General features: G+C 70.7%; 19 protein-coding genes. 6 read left to right on the forward strand and 13 right to left on the reverse strand.

Translation table 11 applies throughout. The annotated features are described in order from the left end of the window. Positions 1-44 precede the first annotated feature (44 nt). From BKA14_RS21025 to BKA14_RS21035, 3 genes are all read right to left on the reverse strand, one after another. A complete protein-coding gene (locus BKA14_RS21025; RefSeq protein WP_184956859.1) occupies positions 45-401 on the reverse strand; it encodes a rhodanese-like domain-containing protein in 357 nt (118 codons plus the stop codon). A gap of 57 nt (positions 402-458) precedes the next feature. Then, positions 459-4,055, reverse strand: coding sequence for a methionine synthase (metH, locus tag BKA14_RS21030; protein ID WP_184952619.1), 3,597 nt, complete (start codon positions 4,053-4,055; stop codon positions 459-461). Between the two features lie 115 nt (positions 4,056-4,170). Next, positions 4,171-6,018 (reverse strand): bifunctional 3'-5' exonuclease/DNA polymerase, encoded by a 1,848-nt coding sequence (locus BKA14_RS21035; protein WP_311776111.1) that lies wholly within the window; start codon positions 6,016-6,018, stop codon positions 4,171-4,173. 379 nt (positions 6,019-6,397) lie between these two features. Here BKA14_RS21035 and BKA14_RS21040 point away from each other — a divergent pair, with 379 nt between their 5' ends. Beyond that, the gene (locus tag BKA14_RS21040) at positions 6,398-7,267 is read left to right on the forward strand and encodes an NAD(P)-dependent oxidoreductase (RefSeq protein WP_184952621.1); all 870 of its coding nucleotides are present in this window, start codon (positions 6,398-6,400) and stop codon (positions 7,265-7,267) included. Between the two features lie 3 nt (positions 7,268-7,270). Here the strand turns inward: BKA14_RS21040 and BKA14_RS21045 are convergent, their stop codons facing one another. Continuing rightward, positions 7,271-8,125, reverse strand: coding sequence for an aldo/keto reductase (locus BKA14_RS21045; protein ID WP_184952622.1), 855 nt, complete (start codon positions 8,123-8,125; stop codon positions 7,271-7,273). A gap of 141 nt (positions 8,126-8,266) precedes the next feature. Here BKA14_RS21045 and BKA14_RS21050 point away from each other — a divergent pair, with 141 nt between their 5' ends. From BKA14_RS21050 to BKA14_RS21060, 3 genes are all read left to right on the forward strand, one after another. Continuing rightward, positions 8,267-8,956: a hypothetical protein gene (locus tag BKA14_RS21050; protein ID WP_184952623.1), complete on the forward strand. Its 690-nt coding sequence runs from the start codon at positions 8,267-8,269 to the stop codon at positions 8,954-8,956. A 165-nt stretch (positions 8,957-9,121) separates the two neighbouring features. Next, positions 9,122-9,820, forward strand: a complete 699-nt coding sequence (locus tag BKA14_RS21055; RefSeq protein ID WP_184952624.1) for a hypothetical protein — start codon at positions 9,122-9,124, stop codon at positions 9,818-9,820. Then, positions 9,817-10,938: a 5-methyltetrahydropteroyltriglutamate--homocysteine S-methyltransferase gene (locus BKA14_RS21060; protein ID WP_184952625.1), complete on the forward strand. Its 1,122-nt coding sequence runs from the start codon at positions 9,817-9,819 to the stop codon at positions 10,936-10,938. The genes BKA14_RS21055 and BKA14_RS21060 overlap by 4 nt, the downstream gene beginning before the upstream one ends. Before the next feature lie 495 nt (positions 10,939-11,433). On the opposite strand, the gene BKA14_RS21065 is transcribed toward BKA14_RS21060, so the two are convergent. From BKA14_RS21065 to murD, 8 genes are all read right to left on the reverse strand, one after another. After that, on the reverse strand, positions 11,434-12,339 hold the full coding sequence (locus BKA14_RS21065; protein ID WP_184952626.1) for a carbohydrate ABC transporter permease: 906 nt from the start codon (positions 12,337-12,339) through the stop codon (positions 11,434-11,436). A gap of 18 nt (positions 12,340-12,357) precedes the next feature. Beyond that, a complete protein-coding gene (locus BKA14_RS21070; protein WP_184952627.1) occupies positions 12,358-13,266 on the reverse strand; it encodes a carbohydrate ABC transporter permease in 909 nt (302 codons plus the stop codon). Positions 13,267-13,301: 35 nt separating this feature from the next. Further along, on the reverse strand, positions 13,302-14,738 hold the full coding sequence (gene ngcE, locus BKA14_RS21075) for an N-acetylglucosamine/diacetylchitobiose ABC transporter substrate-binding protein (RefSeq protein WP_184952628.1): 1,437 nt from the start codon (positions 14,736-14,738) through the stop codon (positions 13,302-13,304). A gap of 47 nt (positions 14,739-14,785) precedes the next feature. Beyond that, positions 14,786-15,712, reverse strand: coding sequence for a carbohydrate ABC transporter permease (locus BKA14_RS21080; protein ID WP_184952629.1), 927 nt, complete (start codon positions 15,710-15,712; stop codon positions 14,786-14,788). Next, positions 15,712-16,701, reverse strand: coding sequence for a carbohydrate ABC transporter permease (locus BKA14_RS21085; protein WP_184952630.1), 990 nt, complete (start codon positions 16,699-16,701; stop codon positions 15,712-15,714). Before BKA14_RS21085 ends, BKA14_RS21080 begins: the two co-directional genes overlap by 1 nt. Before the next feature lie 70 nt (positions 16,702-16,771). Then, entirely contained in the window at positions 16,772-18,085 is a 1,314-nt protein-coding gene (locus BKA14_RS21090) for an extracellular solute-binding protein (protein ID WP_184952631.1), read from the reverse strand. A gap of 41 nt (positions 18,086-18,126) precedes the next feature. Beyond that, positions 18,127-19,101, reverse strand: coding sequence for a MurR/RpiR family transcriptional regulator (locus BKA14_RS21095; protein WP_184952632.1), 975 nt, complete (start codon positions 19,099-19,101; stop codon positions 18,127-18,129). Between the two features lie 453 nt (positions 19,102-19,554). Continuing rightward, positions 19,555-20,907, reverse strand: coding sequence for a UDP-N-acetylmuramoyl-L-alanine--D-glutamate ligase (gene murD / locus BKA14_RS21100; RefSeq protein WP_184952633.1), 1,353 nt, complete (start codon positions 20,905-20,907; stop codon positions 19,555-19,557). Positions 20,908-20,971: 64 nt separating this feature from the next. Here murD and BKA14_RS21105 point away from each other — a divergent pair, with 64 nt between their 5' ends. Both BKA14_RS21105 and BKA14_RS45185 read left to right on the forward strand, forming a co-directional pair. Further along, positions 20,972-22,270 carry a MurL-like N-terminal domain-containing gene (locus tag BKA14_RS21105; protein WP_498370428.1) on the forward strand — a complete coding sequence of 433 codons (1,299 nt, stop codon included), beginning with the start codon at positions 20,972-20,974 and terminating at the stop codon, positions 22,268-22,270. 8 nt (positions 22,271-22,278) lie between these two features. Further along, entirely contained in the window at positions 22,279-22,770 is a 492-nt protein-coding gene (locus BKA14_RS45185) for a cupin domain-containing protein (RefSeq protein ID WP_308441388.1), read from the forward strand. Between the two features lie 776 nt (positions 22,771-23,546). Here BKA14_RS45185 and BKA14_RS44250 read toward each other — a convergent pair. Next, positions 23,547-26,069, reverse strand: a complete 2,523-nt coding sequence (locus BKA14_RS44250) for a hypothetical protein (protein WP_311776112.1) — start codon at positions 26,067-26,069, stop codon at positions 23,547-23,549. Between the last annotated feature and the right edge of the window lie 2 nt (positions 26,070-26,071).

Raw genomic sequence — 26,071 nt, forward strand, 5'->3', positions numbered from 1 at the left:
GGGGCTATGCGGCTACCCGCGCCGGGAGGGGGCAAACAGGGCGATCAGTAACGGACGTCCTCGGGGCCGGTGCTGGTCGGCAGTCCCGCCGCCAGCCAGGCCTCCACCCCGCCGGCCAAGTCGGTCGCGTTGACCAGGCCGAGGGAGCGCAGGCTGGCCGCGGCCAGGCTGGAGCTGTAACCCTGACGGCACACGACGATCACGACCCGGTCGTGGCCGGTCGCCTCGGGGATGCGGTGGGGCGACGCGGGATCGAGCCGCCATTCCAGCACCGTACGGTCGATGATGATCGCGCCGGGCAGCGAGCCCTGCTGCCGGCGCTGGACGTCGGTGCGCGTGTCGATCAGCAGCGCGCCGGCCGCGACGGCCGCCCGGACCTGGTCCGGGCCGAGCCGCCGCATGCCGTCACGAGCGCGGGTCAGGAGATCATCGACTGTGGTCACGCCGACGATCCTGCCCTACTTGATCTCGTACGCCAGGTTGGGGCGCAGCCAGCGCTCGACCTCGTCGACCGACATGCCGCGGCGGCGGGCGTAGTCGGTGATCTGGTCCTTGCCGAGCCGGCCCACGGTGAAGTAGCGCGACTCGGGGTGGGCGAAGATCAGCCCGCTCACCGCGGCGGCCGGGGTCATCGCGTACGACTCGGTCAGCCCGACGCCGATCTGGTCGGTGCCCAGCAGCTCGAACAGGTCCTTCTTCTCGCTGTGGTCGGGGCTGGCCGGGTAGCCCAGGGCGGGCCGGATGCCGCGGAACCGCTCGGCGTGCAGGTCGGCCAGCTCGGGCTGCGCCTCGGGCTCGAACCACTCGCGGCGCGCCCGCAGGTGCAGGAACTCGGCGAACGCCTCGGCCAGCCGGTCGGCCAGCGCCTTCACCATGATCGCGCGGTAGTCGTCGTTGTCGGCCTCGTACTTGGCGGCCAGCTCCTCGGCGCCGTGGATGGCCACCGCGAAACCACCCAGGTGGTCACCGTGCCCGGCGGGCGCGATGTAGTCGGCCAGGCAGCGGTTGGCCCGGCCCGCCGGCTTCTCGGTCTGCTGACGCAGCATCGGGAACGTGACGCCGTTCTCCAGCACGATGTCGTCGCCGTCGCTGTGGGCCGGCCAGAACGCGTACTTGCCGCGCGCCTCGAACGAGCCGTCCGCGATGATCTGGTCGAGCAGCTCGTTGGCGTCGTCGAACAGTTCGCGCGCGACCGGCTGCTCCAGGATCGCCGGGTACTTGCCCTTGAGCTCCCAGGCCAGGAACAGGAACTGCCAGTCGACCATCTCGCGCAGCTCGGCGATCGTCGGCCGGACCTCCCGTACGCCCGTGAAGACCGGCGTCGGGATCTCGCCCAGGTCGATCCGCTCGTGGTTGGCCCGCGCCTGTTCCAGGGTCAGCAGCGGCTGGGCGTGCCGGTTGGCGTGCTGCTCGCGCAGGCGCTCCTGGTCGGCCCGGTTCGCGGCGTCGAGCCGCTCGGCCCGGTCGGGCTGCAACAGGTCGCTGACGACGCCGACCACGCGCGACGCGTCGAGCACGTGCACTGTCGAACCCTCGTACGCGGGGGCGATGCGGACGGCCGTGTGCTGCTTGGACGTCGTCGCGCCGCCGATCAGCAGCGGCAGCTTGATCCCGCGGCGCTGCATCTCGGCCCCCACCGACACCATCTCGTCGAGCGACGGCGTGATCAGGCCGCTGAGCCCGATCACGTCGGCGCCCTCGGCGAGCGCCGTGTCCAGGATCTTGCCGGCCGGCACCATCACGCCCAGGTCGATCACCTCGTAGTTGTTGCAGCCCAGCACCACGCCGACGATGTTCTTGCCGATGTCGTGGACGTCGCCCTTGACCGTGGCCAGCACGACCTTGCCCTGGCCGCGGGTGTTGCCGCTGGCCGCCTTCTCCTCCTCCATGAACGGCTCGAGGTAGGCCACCGAACGCTTCATCACGCGGGCGCTCTTGACCACCTGCGGCAGGAACATCTTGCCCGAGCCGAAGAGGTCGCCGACGACCTTCATGCCGTCCATCAGCGGGCCCTCGATCACGTCGAGCGGCCTTTCCTTCTCCAGGCGGGCCTCCTCGGTGTCGGCCTCGATGAAGTCGACGATGCCGTGGACCAGCGCGTACGACAGGCGCTCGGACACCGGGGCGTCGCGCCACGACAGGTCGACCTCGCGCTGCTTGCTCTTGCCGGTCACCGTGCTCGCGAACGTCACCAGGCGATCGGTGGCGTCCTCGCGGCGGTCGAAGAGCACGTCCTCGACCAGCTCCAGCAGGTCGGCCGGGATGTCCTGATAGACGGCGAGCTGACCGGCGTTGACGATGCCCATGTCGAGGCCGGCCTGCACCGCGTAGTAGAGGAACGCCGAGTGCATGGCCTCGCGCACCACGTCGTTGCCGCGGAACGAGAACGACAGGTTGGAGATGCCGCCGCTGGTGCGCGCGCCCGGGCAGCGCTCCTTGATCAGCGGGAGGGCCTCGATGAAGGCCTTGGCGTAGCCGTTGTGCTCGGCGATGCCGGTGGCCACGGCGAGCACGTTGGGGTCGAAGATGATGTCGCCGGGCGCGAACCCGGCCTCGTTGACCAGCAGGTCGTACGCCCGGCCGCAGATCTCGACCTTGCGGTCGCGCGTGTCGGCCTGGCCCTGCTCGTCGAACGCCATGACCACGACGCCCGCGCCGAAGTCGCGGATGCGGCGAGCGTGGAAGAGGAACTGCTCCTCGCCCTCCTTGAGGCTGATCGAGTTGACCACGCCCTTGCCCTGCACACACTTGAGGCCGGCCTCGAGCACGCTCCACTTCGAGCTGTCGATCATCACCGGGATGCGGGCCACCTCGGGCTCCGTGGCGATCAGGTTGAGGAACGTGGTCATCGCCGACTCGCTGTCGAGCAGGTCGGCGTCCATGTTCACGTCGAGCAGGTTGGCCCCGCCACGCACCTGGTCGAGCGCGACGTCGACCGCGCCCTGGTAGTTGCCGGCCTCGATCAGGCGACGGAACTTGGCCGACCCGGTGACGTTGGTGCGCTCACCGATCATGACGAAGCCGGTGTCGGGGCCGATCGCGAACGGCTCCAGGCCACTGAACCGGGTGGTCTCCTGCGGCGGGTTGATCTCGCGCCGCTTCTTCCCGGCGGCCGCTTTCGCGATCTGCTCGATATGAGCGGGGCTGGTGCCGCAGCAGCCGCCGACGATGTTGACCAGGCCGGCCTCGACGAACTCCCCGAGCAGGGCCGCGGTCTGGCCGGGGGTCTCGTCGTAGCCGCCGAACGCGTTGGGCAGGCCCGCGTTCGGGTGAGCGGCCACGTAGGTGTTGGAGAGCCGGGCCAGCTCGGCCACGTGCGGGCGGGCCTCGGTCGCGCCGAGCGCGCAGTTCACGCCGACGATCAGCGGCTCCGCCCGCTCGATGGACCGCCAGAACGCCTCGACGGTCTGACCGCTCAGGGTGCGGCCGGAGAGGTCGACGATCGTCACCGAGATCCACAGCGGCAGCTCGGGCGCGACCTCGCGGGCGGCGGCGATGGCGGCCTTCGCGTTGAGCGTGTCGAAGATCGTCTCGACGAGCAGGATGTCGACGCCACCCTCGGCCAGCGCCGCGATCTGCTCCGCGTACGCGGCCTTGACCTGGTCGAAGGTGACCGCGCGATACGCCGGGTCGTCGACCTTGGGCGAGAGCGACAGGGTGACGTTGAGCGGGCCGATCGAGCCGGCGACGAACTTGCCCCCGGCCTCGTCGGCGGCCTGCCGGGCCAGCTGGGCGCCGCGCACGTTCATCTCCCGCACGTACGCCTGGAGGCCGTAGTCGGCCTGCGCGATGCTCGTGGCGGTGAACGTGTTGGTGGTGGTGATGTCGGCGCCGGCGGCCAGATACTGCCGGTGCACGTCGAGGATCACGTCGGGGCGGGTCAGGATCAGCAGATCGGGGTCGCCCGTGACGTCCTGCGGGTGATCGGGGCCGATCAGGTCGCCGCGGTAATCCTCCGGGGTGAGCTTGGCACCCTGAAGCATCGTGCCCCACGCGCCGTCGAGCACGACGACGCGCTCGTCGAGCAGGCGCTTGAGCTCATCTGTTCTTGCCATACCGACCACCTCCGGTGCAACGGAGGCGCCCTTGGTCGGTTTCCACCGAGCGAGCGTGGCGGGTGTCACCCCGTTGCAGCGCCTCTCGCTTCGGACCCACCAAGGTACCCGATTTTCACTTCGCTTCCGCGTATGCACCAACTACTGAGACGTCGAGGGGGAAGCGCACGGCCGTGTCGCCGAAGAGCAGCCGCCCGGCCTGCGCCGCGCTGTCGTGCACGGCCGCGACGACCCGGTCGGCCTCCTCCACCGGGCAGTGCACCACCACCTCGTCGTGGACGAAAAGCACCATCTCGGCCCGCCTCGCCGGGAGCGCCCCACCTGCCGCTTGCACCCCACCTGCCGCGCGGGCCCCGGCGGCCGCTTGCACCCCACCTGCCGCGCGGGCCCCGGCCGCCGCTTGCACCCCACCTGCCGCGCGGGCCCCGGCCGCCGGCTGGGTGCCGCCTGGCGCGCCGGCGCTGTTGAGCGTCGTGCGCAACGTCGCCAGCAGCACCAGGGCCCACTCGGCGGCGGTCGCCTGCACCACGAAGTTGCGGGTGAACCGCCCCCGGGCCCGCCCCGGCGCCCCGCCCTGCGGCTCGGCCGAGCCCGCCTCCTCGGGCGGGTCGAGCCCGGCATCGCGCCACGCCCCCGACGCGGGCGGGCACGTGCGGCCCAGCCAGGACCGGACCAGGCCCCCGGCCTCACCGACCCGGGCCGCGTGCTCGACGAACTCGAACGCCGTCGGATAGCTCTTGCGCAGCACCGCCAGGGCCGGGACGGCCGAGCCGCCGGTCTGCCCGTACATGGCGCCGAGCAGCGCCAGCTTCGCCTTGGCGCGGTCACCGTCGAACGAGTCGGCGGCCAGCGCGGCGTAAAGGTCACCCTCCGCGGCCGCGGCCGCGAACCGGCGATCACCCGAGACGGCGGCCAGCACACGCGGCTCCAGCTGCCCCGCGTCGGCCACCACGAACGTCCACCCCGGGTCGGCCACCACCGCCCGGCGCACGGCCTTGGGCACCTGCAGCGCCCCGCCGCCGCGGGTGGCCCAGCGGCCCGAGACGACGCCGCCCGGAACGTATTCGGGCCGGAAACGGCCGTCGACCACCCAGGCGTCGCACCAGGACCAGCCGTGCGCCGTCCAGATGCGGTACAGCTCTTTGTATTCGAGCAGCGGCTTGACCGCCGGATGGTCGACATTGCGCAGCACCCAGGCCCGCGTGTTGGGCACGTCGACACCCGACCGGGCGAACGCCCGCACCACCTCGGCCGGCGAATCCGGATGCAGCCCCCAGGTGCCGAAGGCGGCGTTGATCTCGGCCGACAGCTCGGCCAGCCGTCGCGGCGGCCCCACCGGCTGCGGCGGCCCCAGCAGCTCGCGCAGCAGCTGATCGTGCAGGTCGGCCCGCCAGGGCAACCCCGCGTGCCCCATCTCGACCCCCACCAGGGCCCCGGCCGACTCGGCCGCCACCAGCAGCCGGAACCGCCCCGGATGCTCGGTCTGCTCGATGCGCCGCAGCTGATCGGCGTAGACCTCGCGAACCGCCTCGAGCACGTCGAACCCGTAACGCCCCGGCGGCGTGACGGCCGTGTCGAACAGCGCCCCCTGCGCATGCCCCGGCGGCTCGGCGACCCGCGGCGGCGGATCGGCCGGCACCGCCAGGCCGTGCACCCGGGCCCGGGCCGCGGGCAGCGCCTTGGGCGAACCCCACCGCCCCGCGTGCCCCATCAGCAGCGCCTCGGTGAGCTCCAGATCGTGGCACCGCCCGACCCGGACACCGCTCTTGACCAGCGCCGGATAGATCTCGGACGTGGCCGCCCAGACCCACCGCGGCTGCTCGCCGCTTTCCCGCTCCCGCTCGGCGATGGCTTGGGCCAGGTCGTCCACGTGCCGAACGGCCCCGGCCGCGCTCCCGTCGGCCCGCACATCCTGCAGACGACCTCCCAGGCCATCCGCATCAACCGCCACCGCCGTCAGCACCCCCTGATTCTCACCGCCGGGTACGACACTTTTCCGCCCCACCCCGCGCCGAGCCGGCCCCGCCTCCCACGCTCCTCTTCTCCGCGCGTGGCTGCAGCCGCGACCCGCCCGCGCCCCGGCCGCTCCCGCGATCGGCCGTCACCACCCAAGCCCCTTCGCCAGACGCGACGCGGAACGGCCGGCCGCACCGCGCAGACGACTGCGAGACCAGGGGAAGCAAGGGCCAGGAGCCGGTCGAGGCCGGGGAAGCCGTGCGGGATGGGCCGGCCGGGGCGGCCGCGCCGGGGGGCAGGCCGGCAAACGTGGGCATGCGGCACATGAGGGCGTGGCATGCGGGACCGTCGTGGCAGCCGGTCGGACGGCGCGGAAGGATGGGGCCATGAGCGAGAAACTTGCGGTGGCGGTGCTGGGCACGGGCATCATGGGGGCCGCCATGGCCCGCAACCTGATCAAGGCCGGGCACGCCGTCCGGGTCTGGAATCGCAGCGGGGACAAGGCGGCCCCGCTGGCCGGCGACGGGGCGACCGTGGCCGGCAGTGTGGCCGAGGCGGTGCGCGACGCCGATGTGGTGGTCACGATGCTGTACGACGGCGACGCCGTACGGGAGGTCATGACCGAGGCCTATCCCGCGCTCAGGACCGGCGCGCTCTGGGTGCAGTCGACGACGGTCAGCCTCGAGGACGTGGACCGCCTCGCCGCCGACGCCGGGCACCACGGCCTGGTCTTCTTCGACGCCCCGGTGCTGGGCACGCGTCAGCCGGCCGAGGCCGGGCAGCTCACCGTGCTCGCGGCCGGACCGGCCGGCCAGCGGGACGCGGTGACGCCCGTGTTCGAGGCCGTGGGCAGTCGCACCGTCTGGCTGGAGCGGCCGGGCGAAGCGACCCGGCTCAAACTGGTGGCCAACAGCTGGGTGCTGGCCCTCACGCACGCCGGGGCGGAGACGTTGTCGCTGGCCGAAGCGCTCGGGGTCGAGCCCGACAAGTTCCTCGAGCTCATCGAGGGCGGGCCGCTCGACAACGGCTACCTGCGGGTCAAGGTCGGCCTGGTGCGTGGCGACAACCTGTCCCCGGCCAGCTTCGCGGTCAACACGGCGGAGAAGGACGCGCGCCTCATCGCCGAGGCCGGCCGGCAGCACGGCGTCCGGCTCGACCTGGCCGAGGCCGGGGCCGAGCGGTTCCGCCGTGCCACCGAGCAGGGCCACGGCGACAAGGACATGGCCGCGTCCTACTACGCGAGCTTCGACAAATAGGCGTCAGCCCAGCTCGGCCAGGTCCTCCGGGGTCAGCGTGAGGTCGGCGGCCGCGGCCGAGTCGCGGATCGTCTCGGGCCGGCTGGCCCCGGGGATCGGCACCACCACCGGCGACTTGGCCAGGTGCCAGGCCAGGCAGACCTGCTGCGGGCTCACCCCGTGCCGGTCGGCCACGGCGGCGAACGCGTCGGCGTGCCCGTTGAGCTCGCCGGCCTTGCCGATGCCGCCCAGCGGGCTCCACGGCAGGAACGCGAGGCCCAGCTCGTCGCAGAGCTGCAGCTCGGGCTCGGAGGAACGGAACGACGGGGAGAACTGGTTCTGCACCGACACCAGGCGGCCGCCGAGGATCTCCTGCGCCTGCCGGATCTGGGCCGGGTCGGCGTTCGAGATGCCGGCCATCCTGATCTTGCCGGCGTCGAGCAGGTCGCGCAGCGCGCCCACCGATTCCTCGTACGGGACCCCGGGGTCGGGGCGGTGGAACTGGTAGAGCCCGATCGCCTCCACGCCGAGCCGCTTGAGCGACGCCTCGCAGGCCTGTTTGAGGTAACCGGGATCGCCGTTCTTGGTCCAGCTGCCGTCGCCGGGGCGCAGATGGCCGCCCTTGGTCGCGACCAGCACCGCGGACGTGTCGCCGCCGTACGTGGCCAGGCCCTTGGCGATCAGCGACTCGTTGTGCCCGACCTCGTCGGCGCCGATGTGATAGGCGTCGGCAGTGTCGATCAGCGTCACGCCGGCGTCGAGCGCAGCGTGGATCGTCCGGAGGGAACGCTCTTCATCGGGCCGCCCCTCGATCGACATGGGCATGCCACCGAGGCCGATCGCGCTCACCGTCACGTCACCGATGCGGCGACTCTGCATGGTCAAAACCTTCCTTCGTACGGGTGGGAAGGTCTTCGGATACCCCAGGACAGCAGCCGGAACCACTACCGATCGACGGGAGGCCCGGCGAGGCACTAACATGGCCCGCGTTCCCACGGGCAGCGGCGAGGACGTGGCGTTATGCGGTGGTTCCGGCGCGGGGCCGGCAAGGAGCAGCAAACCGACAGCACCGCGGCGCGGGCGCTGGTCGACGACGTCCGCGACCGATACGGCGCCCACCTGCACAACCCGTTCCGTTCTCAGGCCGCCGCGTGTGCCGCGCAGCTGGCCGGCGCCGACGAGGACGGGCTGCTCGCCGCGGCGATCCTCCTGCACCAGTTCGCCGACGACGCCCACCGCGACATCAGCACTCAGCTCGGCCACCTGGTGGACCGCAGCAACTACCGCCCCCAGTGGCGCCACCCGCGGGGTGGCCCGCGGTGGAACCTGTTCGTCCTGCCCGCCCGCCTGCACCCCTACGTGCACGTCAGCGCGGCCGCGACGGTCCTCGGTGAGCAGGCCAAGAACGCGGTTCGGGCCACCGCCCCGGTGCCCCTGCTGGCCCACGTGTTCGAGATCCTCGACCTGACCGTGATCGGGTGGGAGTTCGCCCGCGTCCGCCCCGACACCGACCTGGCCGGGCTGGCCCACCGGCTGATCGGGACGGCACGCGACCTGCGGGCCGCCATGAGCGACGAGCCGCCGCTGCCCGACCCCGTGCGCGAGCTGATGCGCCGCAACAACACCATCGACGTGTACGACCCGCAGGCCCCGCACGTGGTCGGCCACTTCAACCCCGGCAAGGAGATGCGCGAGGCGTTGCTGGCCTGAGACCGGCTCCCGCTCAAGGCCCGAGCGGGTGGCCGGCCTGAGACCGGCTCGCGCTCAAGGCCCTAGCGCGTGGCCGGCCTGAGGCCGGCCCTCGATCGAGGCCCGAGCGGAAAATCAAACCACGGGTTGACGCCGTCGGCGGGCCGGCTGGGCAGACTGGCCGCCGTGAGATTCCGACTCCGGTGGGTCCTGCTCGGTGTCGCCGCCTTCGTGGCGGCGATCGTCGGCGCGCTTGCCATCGCCTTTCCGTCGGCCGCCGCCACGACGTGCCCGGGGTGCTACGGCCTGACCCGGGCCGGTGACGGCCTCTACACCGAGCGCGGTCTGAGCGAGGCCCAGCGGGATCAGCTCGCCACGCTCGCGGCCGACGCGCGCCGGCGGGTCGAGGCGTTCTACGGCGGCCGTGTGTCCGACCCGCGGCTGCTCGCCTGCTTCACCGACGGCTGCTACGACCGCATCGGGGGCGGCGGGGAGAAGGGCATCGCGATCCTCAACCGCGCGGTCATGCTGTCACCGCGCGGGCTCGACGCGGTGATCGCCTCGCACGAGATGTCCCACGTCGAGCTGCACCAGCGGCTCCGCGGCGGCGAGGTGCCGCAGTGGTTCGACGAGGGGCTGGCCGTGGTCGTGTCGGGTGATCCGCGCTATCTGGGCCCGCGGTGCGACGTGGCCTACGACGGCCCGCTGCCCGAGACGCTGCCCGCGTGGCTCGAGGCGGCGGGGGCCGACCAGCAGGTGTATTCGCGGGCCGGCTGCCGCGTGCAGCGATGGCTCGACGCGGGCGGCGGCCGGGATGCCGTATTGAGTCTCATCGATCATCTCAACAGCGGCGGCACGTTCGAAGGGTTTACGGTGAGCCGATGACGATCCGTGAGACGCCACCGTTCCGGGCCGACCACGTCGGCAGCCTGCTCCGCCCGGCCGCCCTGCTCGAGGCGCGCGAGCGCCGGGCCACCGGCGAGATCGACGCCGAGGAGCTGCGAGCCACCGAGGACGCCGCGATCCGCGACGTCGTGCGCATGCAGCGCGACGTCGGCCTGCGCTCGGCCACCGACGGCGAGTTCCGCCGCACGTCCTGGCACATGGATTTCATCTACCGCCTGGGCGGGGTGCACCCGACCGACGAGAAGATCCAGGTGCACTTCCGCAACGCCGATGGCGAGATCGACTTCGAGTCGGCCGCGCTGGCCGTCGACGCGCCGATCCGGCTCACCGAGACAGTGTTCGGCGACGACTTCGCGTTCCTGCAGTCCGTCGTGGACCCGTCGGTCACCGCCAAGCTGACGATCCCGTCGCCCAGCATGGTTCATTACCGTGGCGGCCGGGCCGCGATCGATCCGGCCGTCTACCCCGATCAGGAGCAGTTCTGGGCCGACCTCAGCGCGGCCTACGCCCAGCAGGTGCACCGGGTGGCCGAGCTGGGCTGCCGCTATCTGCAGCTCGACGACACGAGCCTGGCCTACCTCAACGATCCCGCCCAGCGCCGCCTGCTCACCGAACGGGGCGATGACGCCGACCATCAGCACCTGCGTTACATCCGCCAGATCAACGCCGCGATCGCCGACCGGCCCGAGGGGCTGGCCGTCACCACACACATGTGCCGGGGCAACTTCCGCTCGTCGTGGACGGCCGAGGGCGGCTACGACTTCGTGGCCGAGGCGCTGTTCAGCGAGCTGGCCGTCGACGGTTTCTTCCTGGAGTACGACGACGACCGCTCGGGCGACTTCGCTCCGCTGCGCTTCGTGCCGCCCGGCAAGACGGTCGTGCTGGGCCTGGTCACCACCAAGCGCGGCGAGCTCGAATCGAAGGACACCCTGAAGCGCCGGATCGACGAGGCCGCCCGCTACGTGCCGCTCGAGCAGCTCTGCCTGTCCCCGCAGTGCGGCTTCTCGTCCACGGTGGAGGGCAACACCCTGACGTACGACGAGGAGGTCGCCAAGCTGGCCCTGATCGTCGAAACAGCCGAGGAGGTGTGGGGCTAGAGCCACGGTTCTACGAGAGCCTCGCCGGCCTCCCGGAGCCCTCGGCGGCGGCCCGAGAGCACACGCTGGGGAACGGCCCGGGGCGTGCATCCAGACCGTAGAAGCGAGCGTTACCGGCCGGGGCGGCGCTGGGTCCCCGCAGAGGCGAGCCTTACCGGCCAGGGCGGCGCTGGGCCCCGTAGAGGCGAGCCCTACCGGCCGGCCCGTAGAAATGAGCCTTACCGGGCGGGTGCGGCGCCCAGCCGCATCGAGCGGGGGTGGCGCTGCTCGGTCGAGTGCCGGCGCGACCGGGGTCGCGGCCGCGGCGGCTGCATCGCCGGCGATCCTGACCGTCCGGCGCTGCGGGAGCTCACCCGGACGCTGTCTGTGCCGGGCCGCGGCGAGCAGCCGCCGCCGGGGTCGCGGGGCTGTCGCGGACGGGACTCGTACGGGGAAATGGCGAAGCTCCTCCCCGCGGGACGGACCGCGAGGAGGAGCTTCGTCCGGAGGGAGGCTTTACTTCACCGCGCCGGCGGTCAGGCCGGACTGGATCTGGCGCTGGAAGATGGCGTACACGACGATCATCGGCAGGATCGTCAGGACCAGGGCCGCGAACAGCGTCGACCATTCCGCCTGATAACCGGCCGACACGCTGATCTGGGCGATGCCCTGGGTCAGCAGCAGTTTCTGGTCGGCTCCGGGGCCGCTCATGATGACGACGGGCAGCAGGTACTGATTCCACTGGCCGACGATGTTGAAGATCGTGATGCTGACCAGGCCGGAGCGCGCCATCGGCATCATGATCTGGAAGAACTTCCGTACGTGGGAGGCGCCGTCGACGGTGGCGGCCTCCTCGATCTCGTACGGGAGGGATTTGAAGAACGCGGCGAGGAAGAAGATCGTGAAGGGCAGCGAGTACGCGATGTAGACCAGGATCAGGCCGGTGAACGACCCGAGCAGGCCGAGGCCCTTGAGGATGTAGAACAGGGGCGCCAGCGCCATGAACGTCGGGAACGCCAGGCCCGAGACGAACAGGTAGTAGATCGCGCGGTTGCCGGGGAACTTGTACCGGGCCAGCACGTACGCCGCCATCGCGCCGAACAGCATGGTGCCGGCGGTGCTGATGAGCACGACGAAGACGCTGTTGATGAAGTAGCGCCCGATGTGCGCGTCGCTCCACGCGTTGGCGTACGTGTCGAACGAGAACGAGTTGGGCAGCGCGAACGGCTTGCCCAGGAAGATCTCGGTGTTGCTCTTGAACGACGCGAGCAGCACCCACAGCAGCGGGCCGGCCGTGATGAGGGCCCAGGCGACCAGGGCGACGTGCGAGAGGCCGGTGGCGATCTTGAGGTCGCGCTTCTGGTCCGGCGCCTTACCCGCCGAGGCGGTGCGGGGGCCGGGGGTCTTGGTGATGGTGGTCATCGTCTCGCCTCTCGCCGATCAGGCTTCGACGGATTCGCGCCGCGTGGCCGAGAGGGTCACCCAGGCGAAGGTAAGGGTCAGGAAGAAGAGCACCACGCCGAGCGCGGATGCGTAACCGGCCTGCGAGAACTCGAAGGCGTTGCGATAGATCATGAGGCTGAGCACGGAGGTCGCGCCGTCGGGGCCGCCGCGGTCGACGGTCATGATGTTGACCAGCGCGAACGCGTCGAAGGCGGCGATGCCGAGGTAGACCCAGGCCACCTGGACGGTGTTCCAGAGCAGCGGGATCGTGATCCGGAAGAACAGGGTGACCCGGCTGGCGCCGTCGATCGCCGCCGCCTCGTACACCTCGGTCGGGATGTTGCCCATGCCGGCCGAGAACAGCACGACGTAGAACCCGACCGCCTGCCAGACCAGCACGACCAGGATGCAGCCCATCGCGTAGCGCTCGTCGGCCAGGAACAGCCACGGCTGCCACGACTCGGGGAACAGGCCGTTGAGCATGCCGCTCTTGTCCGGCCCGAACACCCGGCCGAAGATCACGGCCACGATGGCCAGGGCCAGCAGCTGCGGGAAGAAGAAGATGACCCGGTAGACCTTGGAACCCCAGACGCCCCGGGTCACGCCGCCCTTGTGCCCGCCGCCCACGTTGAGCAGGAACGCGAAGACCAGGGCGAGGACCACGGTGATGATCGGCAGGAAGATCAGCAGGAACACGTTGTGCTTGATCGACTGCCAGAACGTCGTGTCGTCGAACATCTTGCGGAAGTTGCCCAGGCCGACGAAGTTCTCGACCGGCCCGAGCCCCGACCACTCGTAGACCGACAGGTAGAAGGCCTGGATGTACGCCCAGACCACGAATGTCACGTAGATCGCCACCGGCACGACAAGGAAACCGATGATGAAGGGATACTTGCCGTGCCGCATGGCGCTTACCGTCCTACCCTTTTGTTGCTAGTTGATCAGCTGCGCGTGAACTTGGTGACGGAGGAGTCCTTGGCCACGGCCTGGGACGCCTTCTCCATGCGCTCACAGAACTTGGCCGCGTCGTAGTCCTTGAACATCAGGTCGTTGGCGGCCGCGCGGGACTCGTCGTCCAGCTTCTTGTACCAGGTGTCGAACAGGTAACCCATGAAGACGTCCTTGCCGGCCTTCGTGACAGCGTCGTTGGCGCTGGTCAGTCCGGGCGAGATGGTGACGCCGTCGGAAGCACCCGCCACCACCGTAAGCGACTTCGTGAGCTTCGTGAACTCCAGCGCCGCCTCCTTGGAGAGCATCGTGCGCAGGTACTCCTTGCCGCCCTGGGGGTTCTTGCCCTTGGCGGCGGCGAAGTAGATCTCGCCGGCGGCGGCGTTGATCGCCGTGGCCGGGAGCTTGTCCGACGCGGTGACGCTCGGGTACGGCGCGATCGCGTACTCGAAGCCGGAGGGGGTGTCCTTGGCCTGCTCGTTCTCGAGCCAGGAGCCGCACGGGTAGAAGGCGACCTTGTCCTGGTTCTGCTGGAGCTGGACCTCGGTGTGCCGCAGGCCGAGGAACGTCTTGTTGATGTAGTTCTTGCCGATCCCGGCCCACGCCTCGGCCGCCTGCTTGACGGCGTCGTTGGTCCAGGCGCCTTCCTTCAGGTTGTCGATGTCCTTGAGGACCTGCTCGGTGCCGATCTTGCCGGCGCTGGTGAGCAGGGCACGGACCATGTAGTAGGACGCGTTGGCGCCCGCGAAGCCGAACGGCGTGATGCCCGCGGCCTTGATCTTGTCGCACAGCGCGGTGAACTCGGCCCAGGTGGTCGGCGGGGTCCAGTTGTTCTTCTTGAACAGGGCCGCGTTGTACCAGAGACCGAAGACCGTGTACGAGTAGTTGACCGCGAACGGCTTGCCGTCGTAGCTGCCCTGCTCGACTGCGCCCGGCACCAGGGTGTCGGCCACGGTCTTGCCCGCGATGTCGAGCGACGGCGCGGCGAACAGGTCGGTCAGGTCGGCCGCCTGGCCCGCCTTCACGATGGCGCCGAAGTCCATCAGCTTCGAGCCCGAGTTGTTGATCATGTCCGGCGGGTTGCCGGCGTTGATGCGAGGCTGGATCTGGGTGGAGATCTCCTCGGTCTGCGAGTACGTGACCTTGGCCTCGGGCCACTTCTTGTTGAACAGCGGCGTGTCGACGTCGGTCGCGTACTTGGTGCCCAGACCGCCGTTGAAGATCACGATCTCGACGCCGGCCTTGGGGTCGATGCCGAGCGGGTTGTCCGCCGACTTCGTCCCGGTGGCCTGGTCCTGGGTGCCCTCGTCGGAGCTGCCGACACACGCGCTGAGCATGCTCACGGCGGGGGTGGCCAGCAGACCGACGGCGGCCGCACGACGCAGCAGCGTACGGCGGTCCAACTCGGGCTTGGTGAATATGTCGGTCACAGCATCTCCTCAGTGCTTTGCTGTTTGTTACTGGTGTTGAATCCGAATCATCCCTTGACAGCGCCGGCCGTGAGGCCGGTTGCGATGTTGCGCTGGATGATCAGGAAGAAGACCACCACCGGGATCGAGGTGATGATCGCACCGGCCATGAGGGGCCCCCAGGCGGTACCGCGCGTTGTCTGGTTCTGGAGCAGCCAGGCCATCAGGTTCTGCTTATCCGGGCTGTTCAGCGTGTTGATGATGATGAACTCGTTCCAGGCCTGGATGAAGCCGTAGACGCTCGTGGCGACCAGGCCGGGGCCGGTCAGCGGCAGGATGATGCGCCAGAACACCTGGGCGCGGGTGCAGCCGTCGATCATCGCGGCCTCGTCGAGCTCCCGGGGGATGCCCGAGATGAAGCCGCGAAGCGTCCAGACGGTGTAGGGCAGGATCAGCACGAGGTAGGTGATGCTCACACCGATCAAACTGTCGGTCAAGTTGAGCGTCGTGAAACCAAGGTTGACGTTCTGCAGCATCAGGAACAGCGGGATGAGCAGGGCCAGGAACGGGACCAGCTGCACCACCAGGACGACCAGGATGATCGCCTTGCGGCCGTAGAACGAGAACCGCGCGATCGCCAGCGCACCGAGGAAGCCCACGACCAGGGCGCCGGCCACCGCGAAGAGGGTGATGACGACGCCGTTGAGCATGTCCTGGAGGAACAGCGGGGCCTTGAACGCCGAGATGAAGTTGTCGAACGTCGGGTTGGACGGCCAGAAGCCCGGTTCCAGCGCCAGCACCTCGTCGGCCGGCTTGAACGCGGTGTTCAGCACCCAGTAGACCGGGAACAGCATGAGCACCGAGAACACGACGCCGGCCGTGTTGGCCAGGACGGTGCCGGTCCGGCTGCGCCCGACCGTGATGACGCCGTCGTCGGCCTTGGCCTTGCGGCGGCGCTTGAGCGGCGCGGCGGGTGTCACTGCGGGGGCGACCATCAGTCCACCTCTCCGATCCGGAACATCTGACGGATATAGAAGATCATCACGCCGAGCATGAGCAGCACCGTGATCACCGCGATGGCCGAGCCCAGGCTGTACCGGGCCTGACCGAAGGCCTGCGTGTACGAGTAGGTGGCCAGCGTCTGGAACTGCGGCTCCGGGTGGCCGTCGCGCAGCACCCAGGCCTGCGTGAACAGGCCGAAGTTCCAGATCACCGAGAGCGTCGTGACGATCATGAGCAGCGGCTTCAGGATCGGCAGCACGATGTTGCGCAGCGACTGCCAGGGGGTGGCGCCGTCCACGGTGGCCGCCTCGAGCAGTTCCTTGGGCACCTGGGTCAGGCCGGCGTTGAGCGTGATGGCCAGGAACGGGATGCCCGCCCAGACCACCAGCGTGGTGATGACGCTCCAGCCCTGCCACGGGTTCACGAACCAGCTGTGGTTCTGGTAGTCCACGCCGGGCAACTTGTCGATCAGGTAGTTCACGACGCCGAAGTCGGAGTCGGTCATCCACCGGAAGATCTGGGCCGCGACGAGCTGGGGCAGCGCCCACACGAACATCATCGCGACGACCATGAACAGCCGGACGCCGCGGGCGACGCGGCGCATCAGCAACGCGATGCCGAGCCCGGCGACCACCGAGATCAGGACGGAGACCGCGGTGAAGGCGACCGTACGGCCGACCACCGCCCAGAAGACCTCGTCGGTGAGCGCCCGGGTGTACTGGTCGAAGCCGACCCACGGGGGCGTGCGCCCGCTGATCAGCTCACGCAGGCGCATGTTCTGGAAGGACAGGACGAGCATCCGGACCAGCGGGTAGCCCAGCAGGGCGGCGATGAAGACGAGTGCGGGCAGGGCCAGCAGCCACGGGACCACGCTGCTGTTGCGCTTACGGCGCCGCGGGGCGACGTGGCCGGGGACCCGGTTCTGCTGCGGCCCGCCGGGGTCGCGGGGCCGTCGGGTCGCCGGGGAGTCGACGACGGACATCGGCGTTTCCCTCTCTAAGGGGGCGGGCGGGCTGCCCGCCCCCTCGCGGAGGCGGGCAGTCCGGCGGATGTCAGCTCTCGTTGAGCGTCGTGTTGATCTGGTCGTCGGCCCACTTGGCGCCGTCGGCCACCGACTTCTTGCCGGTCAGGATGTCGGTCAGCATGGTCTGCAGCACCGCACCCTTCTCGACGTCGGCCCACTTCTCGGCGTTCGGCGGGAACCAGCTGTTCTTAGCGGCGAGCGCGGACGGCGCGATCTTCGGGTTGTCCGCGGCCGCCTTGTCCAGCAGCGCGGTCGCGTTCGGCAGCGCGTTGGCCTTGACCAGGCCGGCCATCGAGGTGCTGTCGGTGAAGGCCTTGATCCACTGCGCGGCCAGCTCCTTCTGCTGGCTCTTCTCGGTGATGCCGAGGTTCGAGCCACCCAGGAACGACGGGATCTCGGGCATCGGCGCGGCGGCCAGCTTGCCCTTGACCTTGGTCGGGACGAGCGGGGAGTCCGGGTTGTTGGGGTCCTTCTTGGTCTCCTCGGCCGAGCCCTGCTCCCACGCGTTGCCGTAGAACATCGCGGCGGTGCCCTGAGCGAACGTGTTGGCCTGGTCGTTCTCGTTCTTGGTGGGGTCGGCCTTCGAGTACTTCTTGACCACGTCGACCCAGCGCTGCAGGCCCTCGATCGACTGCGGCTGCGAGAGCTGGCCGACCCACTTGTCGCCGTCCTGCTTGGCGATGTCGCCGCCGGTCGACTTGACCCAGCTCATCGCCGCGTACCAGTACTGGCCGGGCATGTAGAAGGCGCCGAACTTGCTGTTGGCCTTCTCCGACGCCTGCACCTTCTCGGCGGTGGCCAGGAACTCGTCGTACGTCTTGGGCGCCTCGGCGCCGACCTTCTTGAGCAGGTCGGTGCGGTAGATCAGCACGCGGGCACCGGCGTAGTAGGGCACGCAGTAGGTCTTGCCCTCGAAGTCACAGGCGCCCTTGAGGCCCTGCAGCCAGGAGCCCGAGTTCTCGTAGTCGGCCGGGTTGACCGCACCGAACGCGCCGCTGAAGACGTACTTGGGGAACTCGGTGTTGCCCAGCTCGACCACGTCCGGCACGTCGGTGCCGGCCAGGGTGGCGTCCAGCTTGGTCAGGTGGTTGGCCCACTGCTGGTACTCCACGTTGACCTGGGCGCCGGTGGCCGCGGTGAACCGCTTGCTGGCGTCGTCGACCACGCCCTTCCAGGCGGTCTGCGCGTCGACCATCAGCCAGACCTTGAGGGTCTTGCCGGTGCCGTCGACCTTGCCGGAAGCCGACGTGGTGGGGGCGTCTTCGTCGCTGTTGGAGCCGCAGGCCGCGGCGCCGAGCAGTGTCGCCGCGATGGCCGCGGCGGCGGCGATCTTGCGCTTCACGCTTTCCTCCAGGGGAGTTTTATATCGGGGATGATGCGATTTCAGGTGGTGCTGCCGTCCTTGGCCGCTTTGTGACCGTGTACGGCCTGGGCGGTGCGCTGGAACGCAGCGTGCGAACGTTCGTGGGTCCGCTGCGCTACGGCGACGTAGAGAAGGTCGAGGACGACCAGTTGCGGGTGCCGGGCGCTGAGCGCGTCCGGCCTGAAGGTGGTCGCTTGGGTGGCGGTGACCAGGGTGATGTCGGCCAGCTCGGCCAGCGGCGAGCGCGGGAAGCTGGTCAGGGCGATGGTGGTGGCGCCCCGGCTGCTCGCCTCGGCGAGCAGTTCGATCGTCTCGCCGGTCTCCCCGCTGTGCGAGATCCCGAGGGCGACGTCGCCCGGGCGCGAGAGCGCGGCGCTGGCCAGGCCGTTGTGCACGTCGGTCCAGGCCCAGGCCGGCACCCCGATGCGGTGCAGGCTGAACTGCATCTCCTCGCCGACCAGCGCGGAACCGCTAGCGCCGAAGATGTTGACCCGCGGCGCGGCGGCGATCGCCACCGCCGCCCGCTCCACCTCGGCCAGGTCGAGCAGCTCGGCCGTGTCGTGCATGGCCCGCGTGTCGGCCGCCATGATCTGCCCCAGCACCCGTTCGAGGGGGTCGCTCGGCTGGATCTCGCGGCCGATGTCGACGGTCCAACCGGCGGAACGAGCCCGTCCGGTCTCCGCCGCGATGCCGAGCCGCAGATCCGCGTACCCGTCGAAGCCCAGCGCCCGGCAGAACCGGGTGACTGTCGCCGGCGAGGTGCCGCTGCGCTCGGCGAGCTCGACGATGGTGGCCCGCGAGGCGGCGGCCGGATCGGTCAGCACCTGCTCGGCCACGCGCCGCAGCGCCCCCGTGAACTCGGGGAGCAGCGAGCGTACGCGGACGAGAACTCCCTGCTGGTTGACGGCGTGCAGGTCCATGGTGGCCTGGGTGCCGCGAACCATGGAATCGACGACCGCGGTCGCCGCGGCGCCGTCCATCTCCGGCTCGCTCATGGGCCACCCTTTCAGGAAGGAGTGTTTACTGTCGCGGTAAAAGTTCTTACTAACCGCCCCTCCATGTCAAGGAGTTGGGTGAAGTTTTCAAACCGTTACCTGACCTGCGCCGATGAACGCGTGTTACGCCGCCACCACTTGACAGCCATCAATCCGGAAATGTTCTTTACGACGTGACCGCCATCACGTGAGGTGGTTTGTCCGTGTTTCGCATGGCACTTTCGGGCATGCCGAGCCGCCCGATCGACCTGGTCGACCCGGCCCGAAGGAATGAACTGCTGGCGGCCGTGAAACGCAGTTTTTACCGCCGAAACAAGATCAAAAAGTTTTCCCGTACGTCCCGGGACCTTTCCCGGGCGCACCGGAGGCCAGGTCAGGCGGTCGCCCATCCCGTGGGGCACCAGGGGTGGCGCGGCTCAGGCGGGCACACTCCCCGCGGGCACCGGATGCGCCTCAGGCGGTGGCGCGGATCGCCTCGGTGAACGCCTCGGAGCGGTGCTCGAAGTTGCGGAACTGGCCGTAGCTCGGGGCGGCCGGCGACAACAGCACCACGCCATCGGCCGGGGTCAGCTCGCGCGACAGGCGTACGGCATGGGAAAGGTCTTCCGCCTCGACAGCCGTGACACCGGGCAGACCGGCCAGCACGGCCAGGATGCGGGGGCCGCTGTCGGGCAGACCGATCACGGTGAGCTCACGCTCGGCCAGGAAATCGCGCAACACGGAGTAGTCGAGACCACGGTCGGTGCCGCCCAGCAACACCGTCAAAGGCTTCCCGGCGTACGCGTCGATCGCGTGCATGGTCGCGTACGGGCTCGTGGAAAGCGTGTCGTCGACGAACGTCAGCCCGGACGGGTCGGTGATCTCGCTCAGCCGGTGCGGCAGCCCCTCGAACGACGCGACCGCCTCGGCCAGCCGGGACGCCGAACCGGGCACGTCGATGCCCAGCCCGTCCAGCACGGCCAGCGCGACGCACAGGTTGCGACCGTTGTGCGCGCCCTTGAGCCGCAGCGTGGAGCGCGGGAACAACACGTCGTCGGAGCAGAAGACCAGGTCGTCCTCGACGCGGAACCGCGAGTCGCCGGCGGCGGCCGGGACGGGCGGGAAGCCGTTGGCGTCGGTGACACCCCGGATCTCGTCGCGCAGCCGCTCGTCGGTGCCGTTGACGACGATCATTTCCGGTCCGTGGCGCAGCAGGTTGAGCTTGTCGCGGTAATACTCGCGCTCGCCGCCGTGCGCGTCCAGATGCTCGGGGAACAGCGACGTCACGACCGCCACGTGGGGCGAGTCGGTCAGGTCGGCACACTGGTAACTGGACAGCTCGAGCACGTAGAGCGGGGCGTCGTCCGGCATGTCGAGCAGCGGCACACCGATGTTGCCGCCGAACACGTTGGGCCGGTCGACCGCCGCCAGCAGGTGACTGATCAGGCTCGACGTGGTGCTCTTGCCCTTGCTGCCGGTGACGCCGATCGTGCGCGCCGCGTGATCGGCCATCCAGAGCGCGCTACCGCCGGTGACGGTGACGCCGCGCTCGCGCAGCTCCCTCATCCACGGATGGGTCTGCGGCACCCCCGGCGAACGCACCACGACATCGGCCGAGACGAGGGCCGGGAACGCGTGATCACCACCGGCCAGCGGGGCCCGGGCGGCCAGCTCCCCCTCCCACGACACCGAGAGGAAGTTCGCGCTGTCGTCGACGGCGATCAACCGGGACGGCCCGTGCGGGGCGATGGCCGTCACCGCGGCCCGCCCCTCGCGGCCCGTGCCCCAGACCGCAACGGACCGGCCCTTCAGGTCTGCCAGGCGCACGTTCGTCCCCTCCTCGTCGAGTCGCACTAGTATTGCCCGTCGGCCTTATGACAGGAGTTCCCGGGTGCAGTTCGACGCCATGCGCTTCCCCTCGTACGCTTTCGACCCCGCCACCGGCGTGGCGACGTTCGACTACGTGCTGGACGGCCCCTCTCCCCTGCGCTTCACCGAGACCATCACGCTGCCGCCGGCCGACGGTCCCGTGCCGCCCGCCCTCACCCGTGTGCTCGAGCTGCTGCACGTGGTGGCCGGGGTCAGCTACTTCAAGGTCGGCGCGCCCGCCCGCGTGATCGCCCCCAAGCCGGTCGCGCCCGAGGTGGCCGCCTTGTTCACGGCCGTCTACACCAAGGGCATGGCCGAGTACGCGTACCGTAATCAGCTCCCTCACGTCCTCGACCTGGTCGTCGAGACGCCCGGCCTGCTCGATCCGGCCCCGTTGATCGACAACAGCCAGAGCCGCCCGCTCTCCGCCGTGGGCGGCGGCAAGGACTCGATCGTCACGCTGGAGATCCTGCGCGCGGCCGGCCTCGACCCGGTGCCGTTCTCGGTCAACCCCAACCCGGTGATCAAAAACGTGAACGCCGCCTCCGGCCTGCCCGCCCTGGCCGCCCGGCGCAAACTCGACCCGAGCCTGTTCGAGCTGAACAAAGCGGGCGCGCTCAACGGTCACATCCCGGTCACCGCGATCAACTCGCTGATCGCGATCGCCACCGCGGTCTGGCACGGCCTGGGCCCGGTCGTCATGTCCAACGAGCGCTCCGCCTCCGACCCCAACCTGATCTGGAACGGTCACGAGGTCAACCACCAGTGGTCCAAAGGCGTCGAGGCCGAAGGCTTGCTGCGCGCCGCCGTGACCGCCCACGCCGGCCTCACCGAGCCCTACTTCTCGCTGCTGCGTTCCCTCTCCGAACTGCACATCGCCCAGCTGTTCGCCCGCCACACCCAGTACGACGACGTCGTGACGAGCTGCAACAAGGCCTTCAAGCTGCACGACCCGACGGCCCGCTGGTGCGGCGACTGCCCCAAGTGCCGCTTCGTCTACCTGGCGATGGCCCCCGCCATGCCCCGCGAACGCCTCAACCACATCTTCGGCCACGACCTGTTCGCCGACCCGGCCCAGCTGCCCGGCTTCCTGGAACTGCTGGGAATCGACGCCCACAAACCGTTCGAGTGCGTCGGCGAAGTCGAGGAGTCACTGGTCGCCCTGTCCATGCTCGACGACGACGCGCCCGTCCTGGTCGCTCTGCGCAAGGCCGTACCGCCCGTCGCCTGGACCACGGCCTCCCGCGACGATGTCCTCACCCCCGGCGGGCCCACCTACGTCCCGCCGGCATACGCCAAGATCATGACGGACGCCCTCTGAGCCTCCCGATGCCCCACGACGACGCGCCCACGGCCCCGCACAGCGCGCCCACGCACGCCGACAAGCCCGCCGCAGCCGCCCATGCCGGCGAACCCCTCGACGCCGCCGCCCATGTCGGCCGGCCCGTCCCCGACGCGACCGTCTACGTCGGAAAGGCCGACCTCGACGCCCCCGGCGAACAGGGCTGGCTGCTGGGCCACTTCCGCCCACCCGACGACCCCCGCCACAGCACCGACGTCGAGATCAAATGGGGCCGCCACCCCAAAGGCGACCGCCGAGCCCAGTGGGTCACCGGCGAAGAACGCACCGCCCTGCTCATCCTGATCAGCGGCCGCTTCCACGTCGAACTCCCCGACCGCACAGTCGTCCTCACCGAACCCGGCGACTACGTCGTCTGGGGCAAGGGCGTCGATCACTCCTGGCTGGCCGAGCAGGAGTCGGTCGTCCTGACCGTCCGCTGGCCCTCAGTGGCCGGCTACAAGGTGCCTCCACCCGAATAGCCGTCTGCGCCCGCGCAACCGCTCAACCCGCACGCCCGCACAACCGCCTGGCCGCCCGGCCGCGCAACCGCACGCCCGCACAACCGCCCGGCCGCACGACCGCTCAATTCGCATGCCCGCACAACCGCCCGGCCGCTCAACCCGCCCGGCCGCTCAACCCGCACGACCTCTCGGCCCACACGACTACTCGGCCCGCACGACTACTCGGCCCGCACGACCGCTCGGCCCGCACGACCGCTCGGCTCACGCGTCAGCGAGAGAGAACCTGCGGAGCGCCAACCCCCGCAACCCGCAAACCGCGAACCCCAGAAGGCTCAAGCATGAGACATGATGCATCCTGCATGTGCGAACGGGGCGGCGCATGGTCACCGCGCACGGCCAACCCCGCCAAGCGCGAACCCTGGACGATTCAAGCATAAGGCGCGATGCATCCTGCATCTGCAATCAGCGGATTCGGACACGGCACCCGGGTGGTTATCCGGGCGGCGCGAGACTGACGCCACGGCAGGCAGGGGCCGCAGAAGGCAGGGACCCCTCAAGGCGGGAACCGCTCAAGGCGGGAACCGCGCAAGGCGAGCACCGCGCAAGGCGAGCACCGCGCAAAGCGAGCACCGCGCAAGGCGAGCGCCGCGGGAAGGCAGGGACCGCACAAAGGCGAGCACCGCACAGGGCGGGCGCCGCGCAAGGCGAGCACCGCGCAAAGGCGGGGACCGCGCAAGGCGAGCACCGCACAAGGCGGGGACCGCGCAAGGCGGGCGCCGCACTGCGCTGCGGGTCTATTCGGGTGGGTCGTGGTGGATGCGGGACGGGGCCACGCCGAGCTGTTGCAAGGCCACACTTGTCGCGGCCAGCATCAGTGGGGGGCCGGCCAGGTAGACCTCGTGGTCGGACCACTCGCCGTAGGCGGCGACCGCGTCGGTGACCAGGCCTGATGCGTAGGGGCCGGGGTCGCCTTCGGAGACGACCGGGACCACTGTGGCGCGGCGGGCGGCCCTGGCCACCGCGGCGATCTCGTCGATGTCGTAGAGCTCGTCGAGGTCGCGGACGCCCCAGAAGAGGACCGCGGAGCGGGGGTCGCCGGTGTCCGCGAGCTCGGTCAGCAGGGCCTTGAGCGGCGCCACGCCGGTGTCGCCGGCGATCATCAGCAGGTTGCGCGCCGGGTCGGCGGGCAGGGTCATGGCGCCCTCGGCGCGGCTCAGGCGTACGGGGTCGCCGACCTGGGTGTTGTGGACCAGGGTGCCGCTCACGCCCGTCGTCGTCTTGGCGCGCACGTGCAGTTCGATGAGGTCGTTGCGGCGGGGGGCGCCCGACAGCGAGTAGGGCCGCCAGATCGCGGGCAGGCCGGGCACCTGGATCCGGGCGAACTGGCCCGGCCGGAACGGCATCGGCAGCGTCGGCCGTAACCGCACCACGGCCAGGTCGGGCCGGCGCAGCTCGTGCGCGACGACTGTCGCGTCCCACACCGGCGGCTCGTAGCCTGCGCGGGTCCAGCCGTGGGCGATCCACTCGTACGCGTGCTGCCACGTCGACCGCCAGGCCAGGTCGAAATCCTGCCGCCACTGCCCGGGCGCCATGCCCGCCCGCATCGCCTCGGCCAGGGCCGCCCCGACGAGCTGCAGATGCCCCGGCTCGACGCCGCACGCGGACAGGGCCGCCCCCAGCCGCCCGGTGCCTTCGACGAGGATCGGCGGCCGGTCGAGGTGGTGCACGAGCCAGGTCAGCGCGCGGGCCAGCTGTGCCGTCTGCGTCTCGGCGCCGCCCGGAATCGTCGTCAGCAGCGACGGGTGCGCCTGCAGCAGCGCCGCCCGGAGCCGCTCGGCCACCTCGTCGGGGCCGCCCGCGAACGTCAGGCTCGTGGCGAGCAGCCGCTGGGTCTCGAGCAGCAGGGCGTCGTCGGCCGGGTCCATCCCGTCGCCCGTCACGTCGCGGCGCGCCACCATCGGCGGCATGACGTGCGGCATGTCGAACCCCGGCAACCGTGGCGCCGGTGTCCTGGTCCCGCTCTCGGTCTGCGACTCGCCCTGCAAAGACTCACCCTCGTCCCGTACGCGGTGGCCACCGCCCGAAGCCCACTCGGGCCGGGCGCCGCCCTCCACCTCGTGCACCTGCGGCAGCTGCGGCCACGCCACCGGACGGACCTCCCCCGGCGGCCGCCGCACCGGAAGCCCCGCGAACTGGTTCCGGTTGGGCCGGCCCACGGCCTCCACGTCCGCGAAACGCCCGGCCTCCTCGGGCGTCATCAATGTCTTACCCGCCTGCGGCCCGTTCGCACCAGGAGACTCGTCACGATCGGACGCCCCGGGCCGCCCCTCCGCCCCGGCGTCACCGTGTGCACCGGGTCGCCGCGGCTCTTCGCGGGATTCCCGCGCGAAGAACGACCCGGGGCGCGTGGCGGTCCGCGCGGGATCGATCAGCGGAGTGAACACGGGCGGCCTCGGATCGGCACCCGTGTGCGGCTCCGGGTCGATGGGCGGCAACCCGGCCGGTCGCACGAGCTGCCCGTGGTCGACCGCCTCCAACGCCTGGTCGTCAGAGGGGCCGGGGGCCCCGCTGGGCAGGCGGGACACGGCCGGCCCGACCGGCGGCTCGATGGGGGGCAACCCGACCGGCCGCACGAGCAGCCCGTGGTCGACCGCCTCCAGCGCGAAATCGTCGGCCACGACAGGCACGACGGCCCGGCCGGGACTCACGGGTGCGCGGCCCGCCCCGAGGGTGCCCGCCGCGGGCGGCTCACCGGCCCGCGATTCGAGCGCCGCGTCGTCGGTGCCCCCGGTTTCGTACGGGCCCTTGCTCGCCGAGGCGACGGGCCGAACCGGGTTCCGGCTCCAGAAGGAGCGACCCGGGGCGGGCCCGGCGGCACCATCCGGCTCGCCACCGGACCGGCCCGCAGCACCGGCGTGCGAAGAATCCCCACCGGACCGGCCCGCAGCACCGGCGTGCGAAGAATCCCCACCGGACCGGCCCGCAGCACCGGGGTGCGGCGGCTCGCCGGTGAACGGGACCGGAGCGCCGGGGTGCGAGGAGTCGCCACCGGACCGGCCCGGAGCGCCGGGGTGCGGCGGGCCCGCGGGCAGGCCGGGCCGGGCGGTCGCGGGCGGCAGGGCCTCGTGCGGCTCGGCGGGCGGCAGCGCGGGCAGGGCCTGCGGGTGACCGTGGGCGGCGGCTTCCTGCTCGCGCAGGGCCTCGACCGTGTCGGCGATGCCCGCGGCCACCGCGTCGGGGGCGGCCTGGCGCAGCCGGATGGCCCGCAGCAGCGCGAGCAGATGCTGGTCCGCCCCCGAACCCGATCCGGACGACACTG

Origin of the sequence: Paractinoplanes abujensis (genome assembly GCF_014204895.1) — a bacterium.
Lineage (GTDB): Bacteria > Actinomycetota > Actinomycetes > Mycobacteriales > Micromonosporaceae > Actinoplanes > Actinoplanes abujensis.

What these genes read in the sequence shown, in the direction of transcription:
- BKA14_RS21025 (WP_184956859.1), bottom strand. Translation starts at nt 401, where the DNA reads ATGCGGCGGCTCGGCCCGGACCAGGTCCGGGCGGCCGTCGCGGCCGGC.
- metH (WP_184952619.1), bottom strand. Translation starts at nt 4,055, where the DNA reads ATGGCAAGAACAGATGAGCTCAAGCGCCTGCTCGACGAGCGCGTCGTC.
- BKA14_RS21040 (WP_184952621.1), top strand. Translation starts at nt 6,398, where the DNA reads ATGAGCGAGAAACTTGCGGTGGCGGTGCTGGGCACGGGCATCATGGGG.
- BKA14_RS21045 (WP_184952622.1), bottom strand. Translation starts at nt 8,125, where the DNA reads ATGCAGAGTCGCCGCATCGGTGACGTGACGGTGAGCGCGATCGGCCTC.
- BKA14_RS21050 (WP_184952623.1), top strand. Translation starts at nt 8,267, where the DNA reads ATGCGGTGGTTCCGGCGCGGGGCCGGCAAGGAGCAGCAAACCGACAGC.
- BKA14_RS21060 (WP_184952625.1), top strand. Translation starts at nt 9,817, where the DNA reads ATGACGATCCGTGAGACGCCACCGTTCCGGGCCGACCACGTCGGCAGC.
- BKA14_RS21065 (WP_184952626.1), bottom strand. Translation starts at nt 12,339, where the DNA reads ATGACCACCATCACCAAGACCCCCGGCCCCCGCACCGCCTCGGCGGGT.
- BKA14_RS21070 (WP_184952627.1), bottom strand. Translation starts at nt 13,266, where the DNA reads ATGCGGCACGGCAAGTATCCCTTCATCATCGGTTTCCTTGTCGTGCCG.
- BKA14_RS21080 (WP_184952629.1), bottom strand. Translation starts at nt 15,712, where the DNA reads ATGGTCGCCCCCGCAGTGACACCCGCCGCGCCGCTCAAGCGCCGCCGC.
- BKA14_RS21085 (WP_184952630.1), bottom strand. Translation starts at nt 16,701, where the DNA reads ATGTCCGTCGTCGACTCCCCGGCGACCCGACGGCCCCGCGACCCCGGC.
- BKA14_RS21095 (WP_184952632.1), bottom strand. Translation starts at nt 19,101, where the DNA reads ATGAGCGAGCCGGAGATGGACGGCGCCGCGGCGACCGCGGTCGTCGAT.
- BKA14_RS45185 (WP_308441388.1), top strand. Translation starts at nt 22,279, where the DNA reads ATGCCCCACGACGACGCGCCCACGGCCCCGCACAGCGCGCCCACGCAC.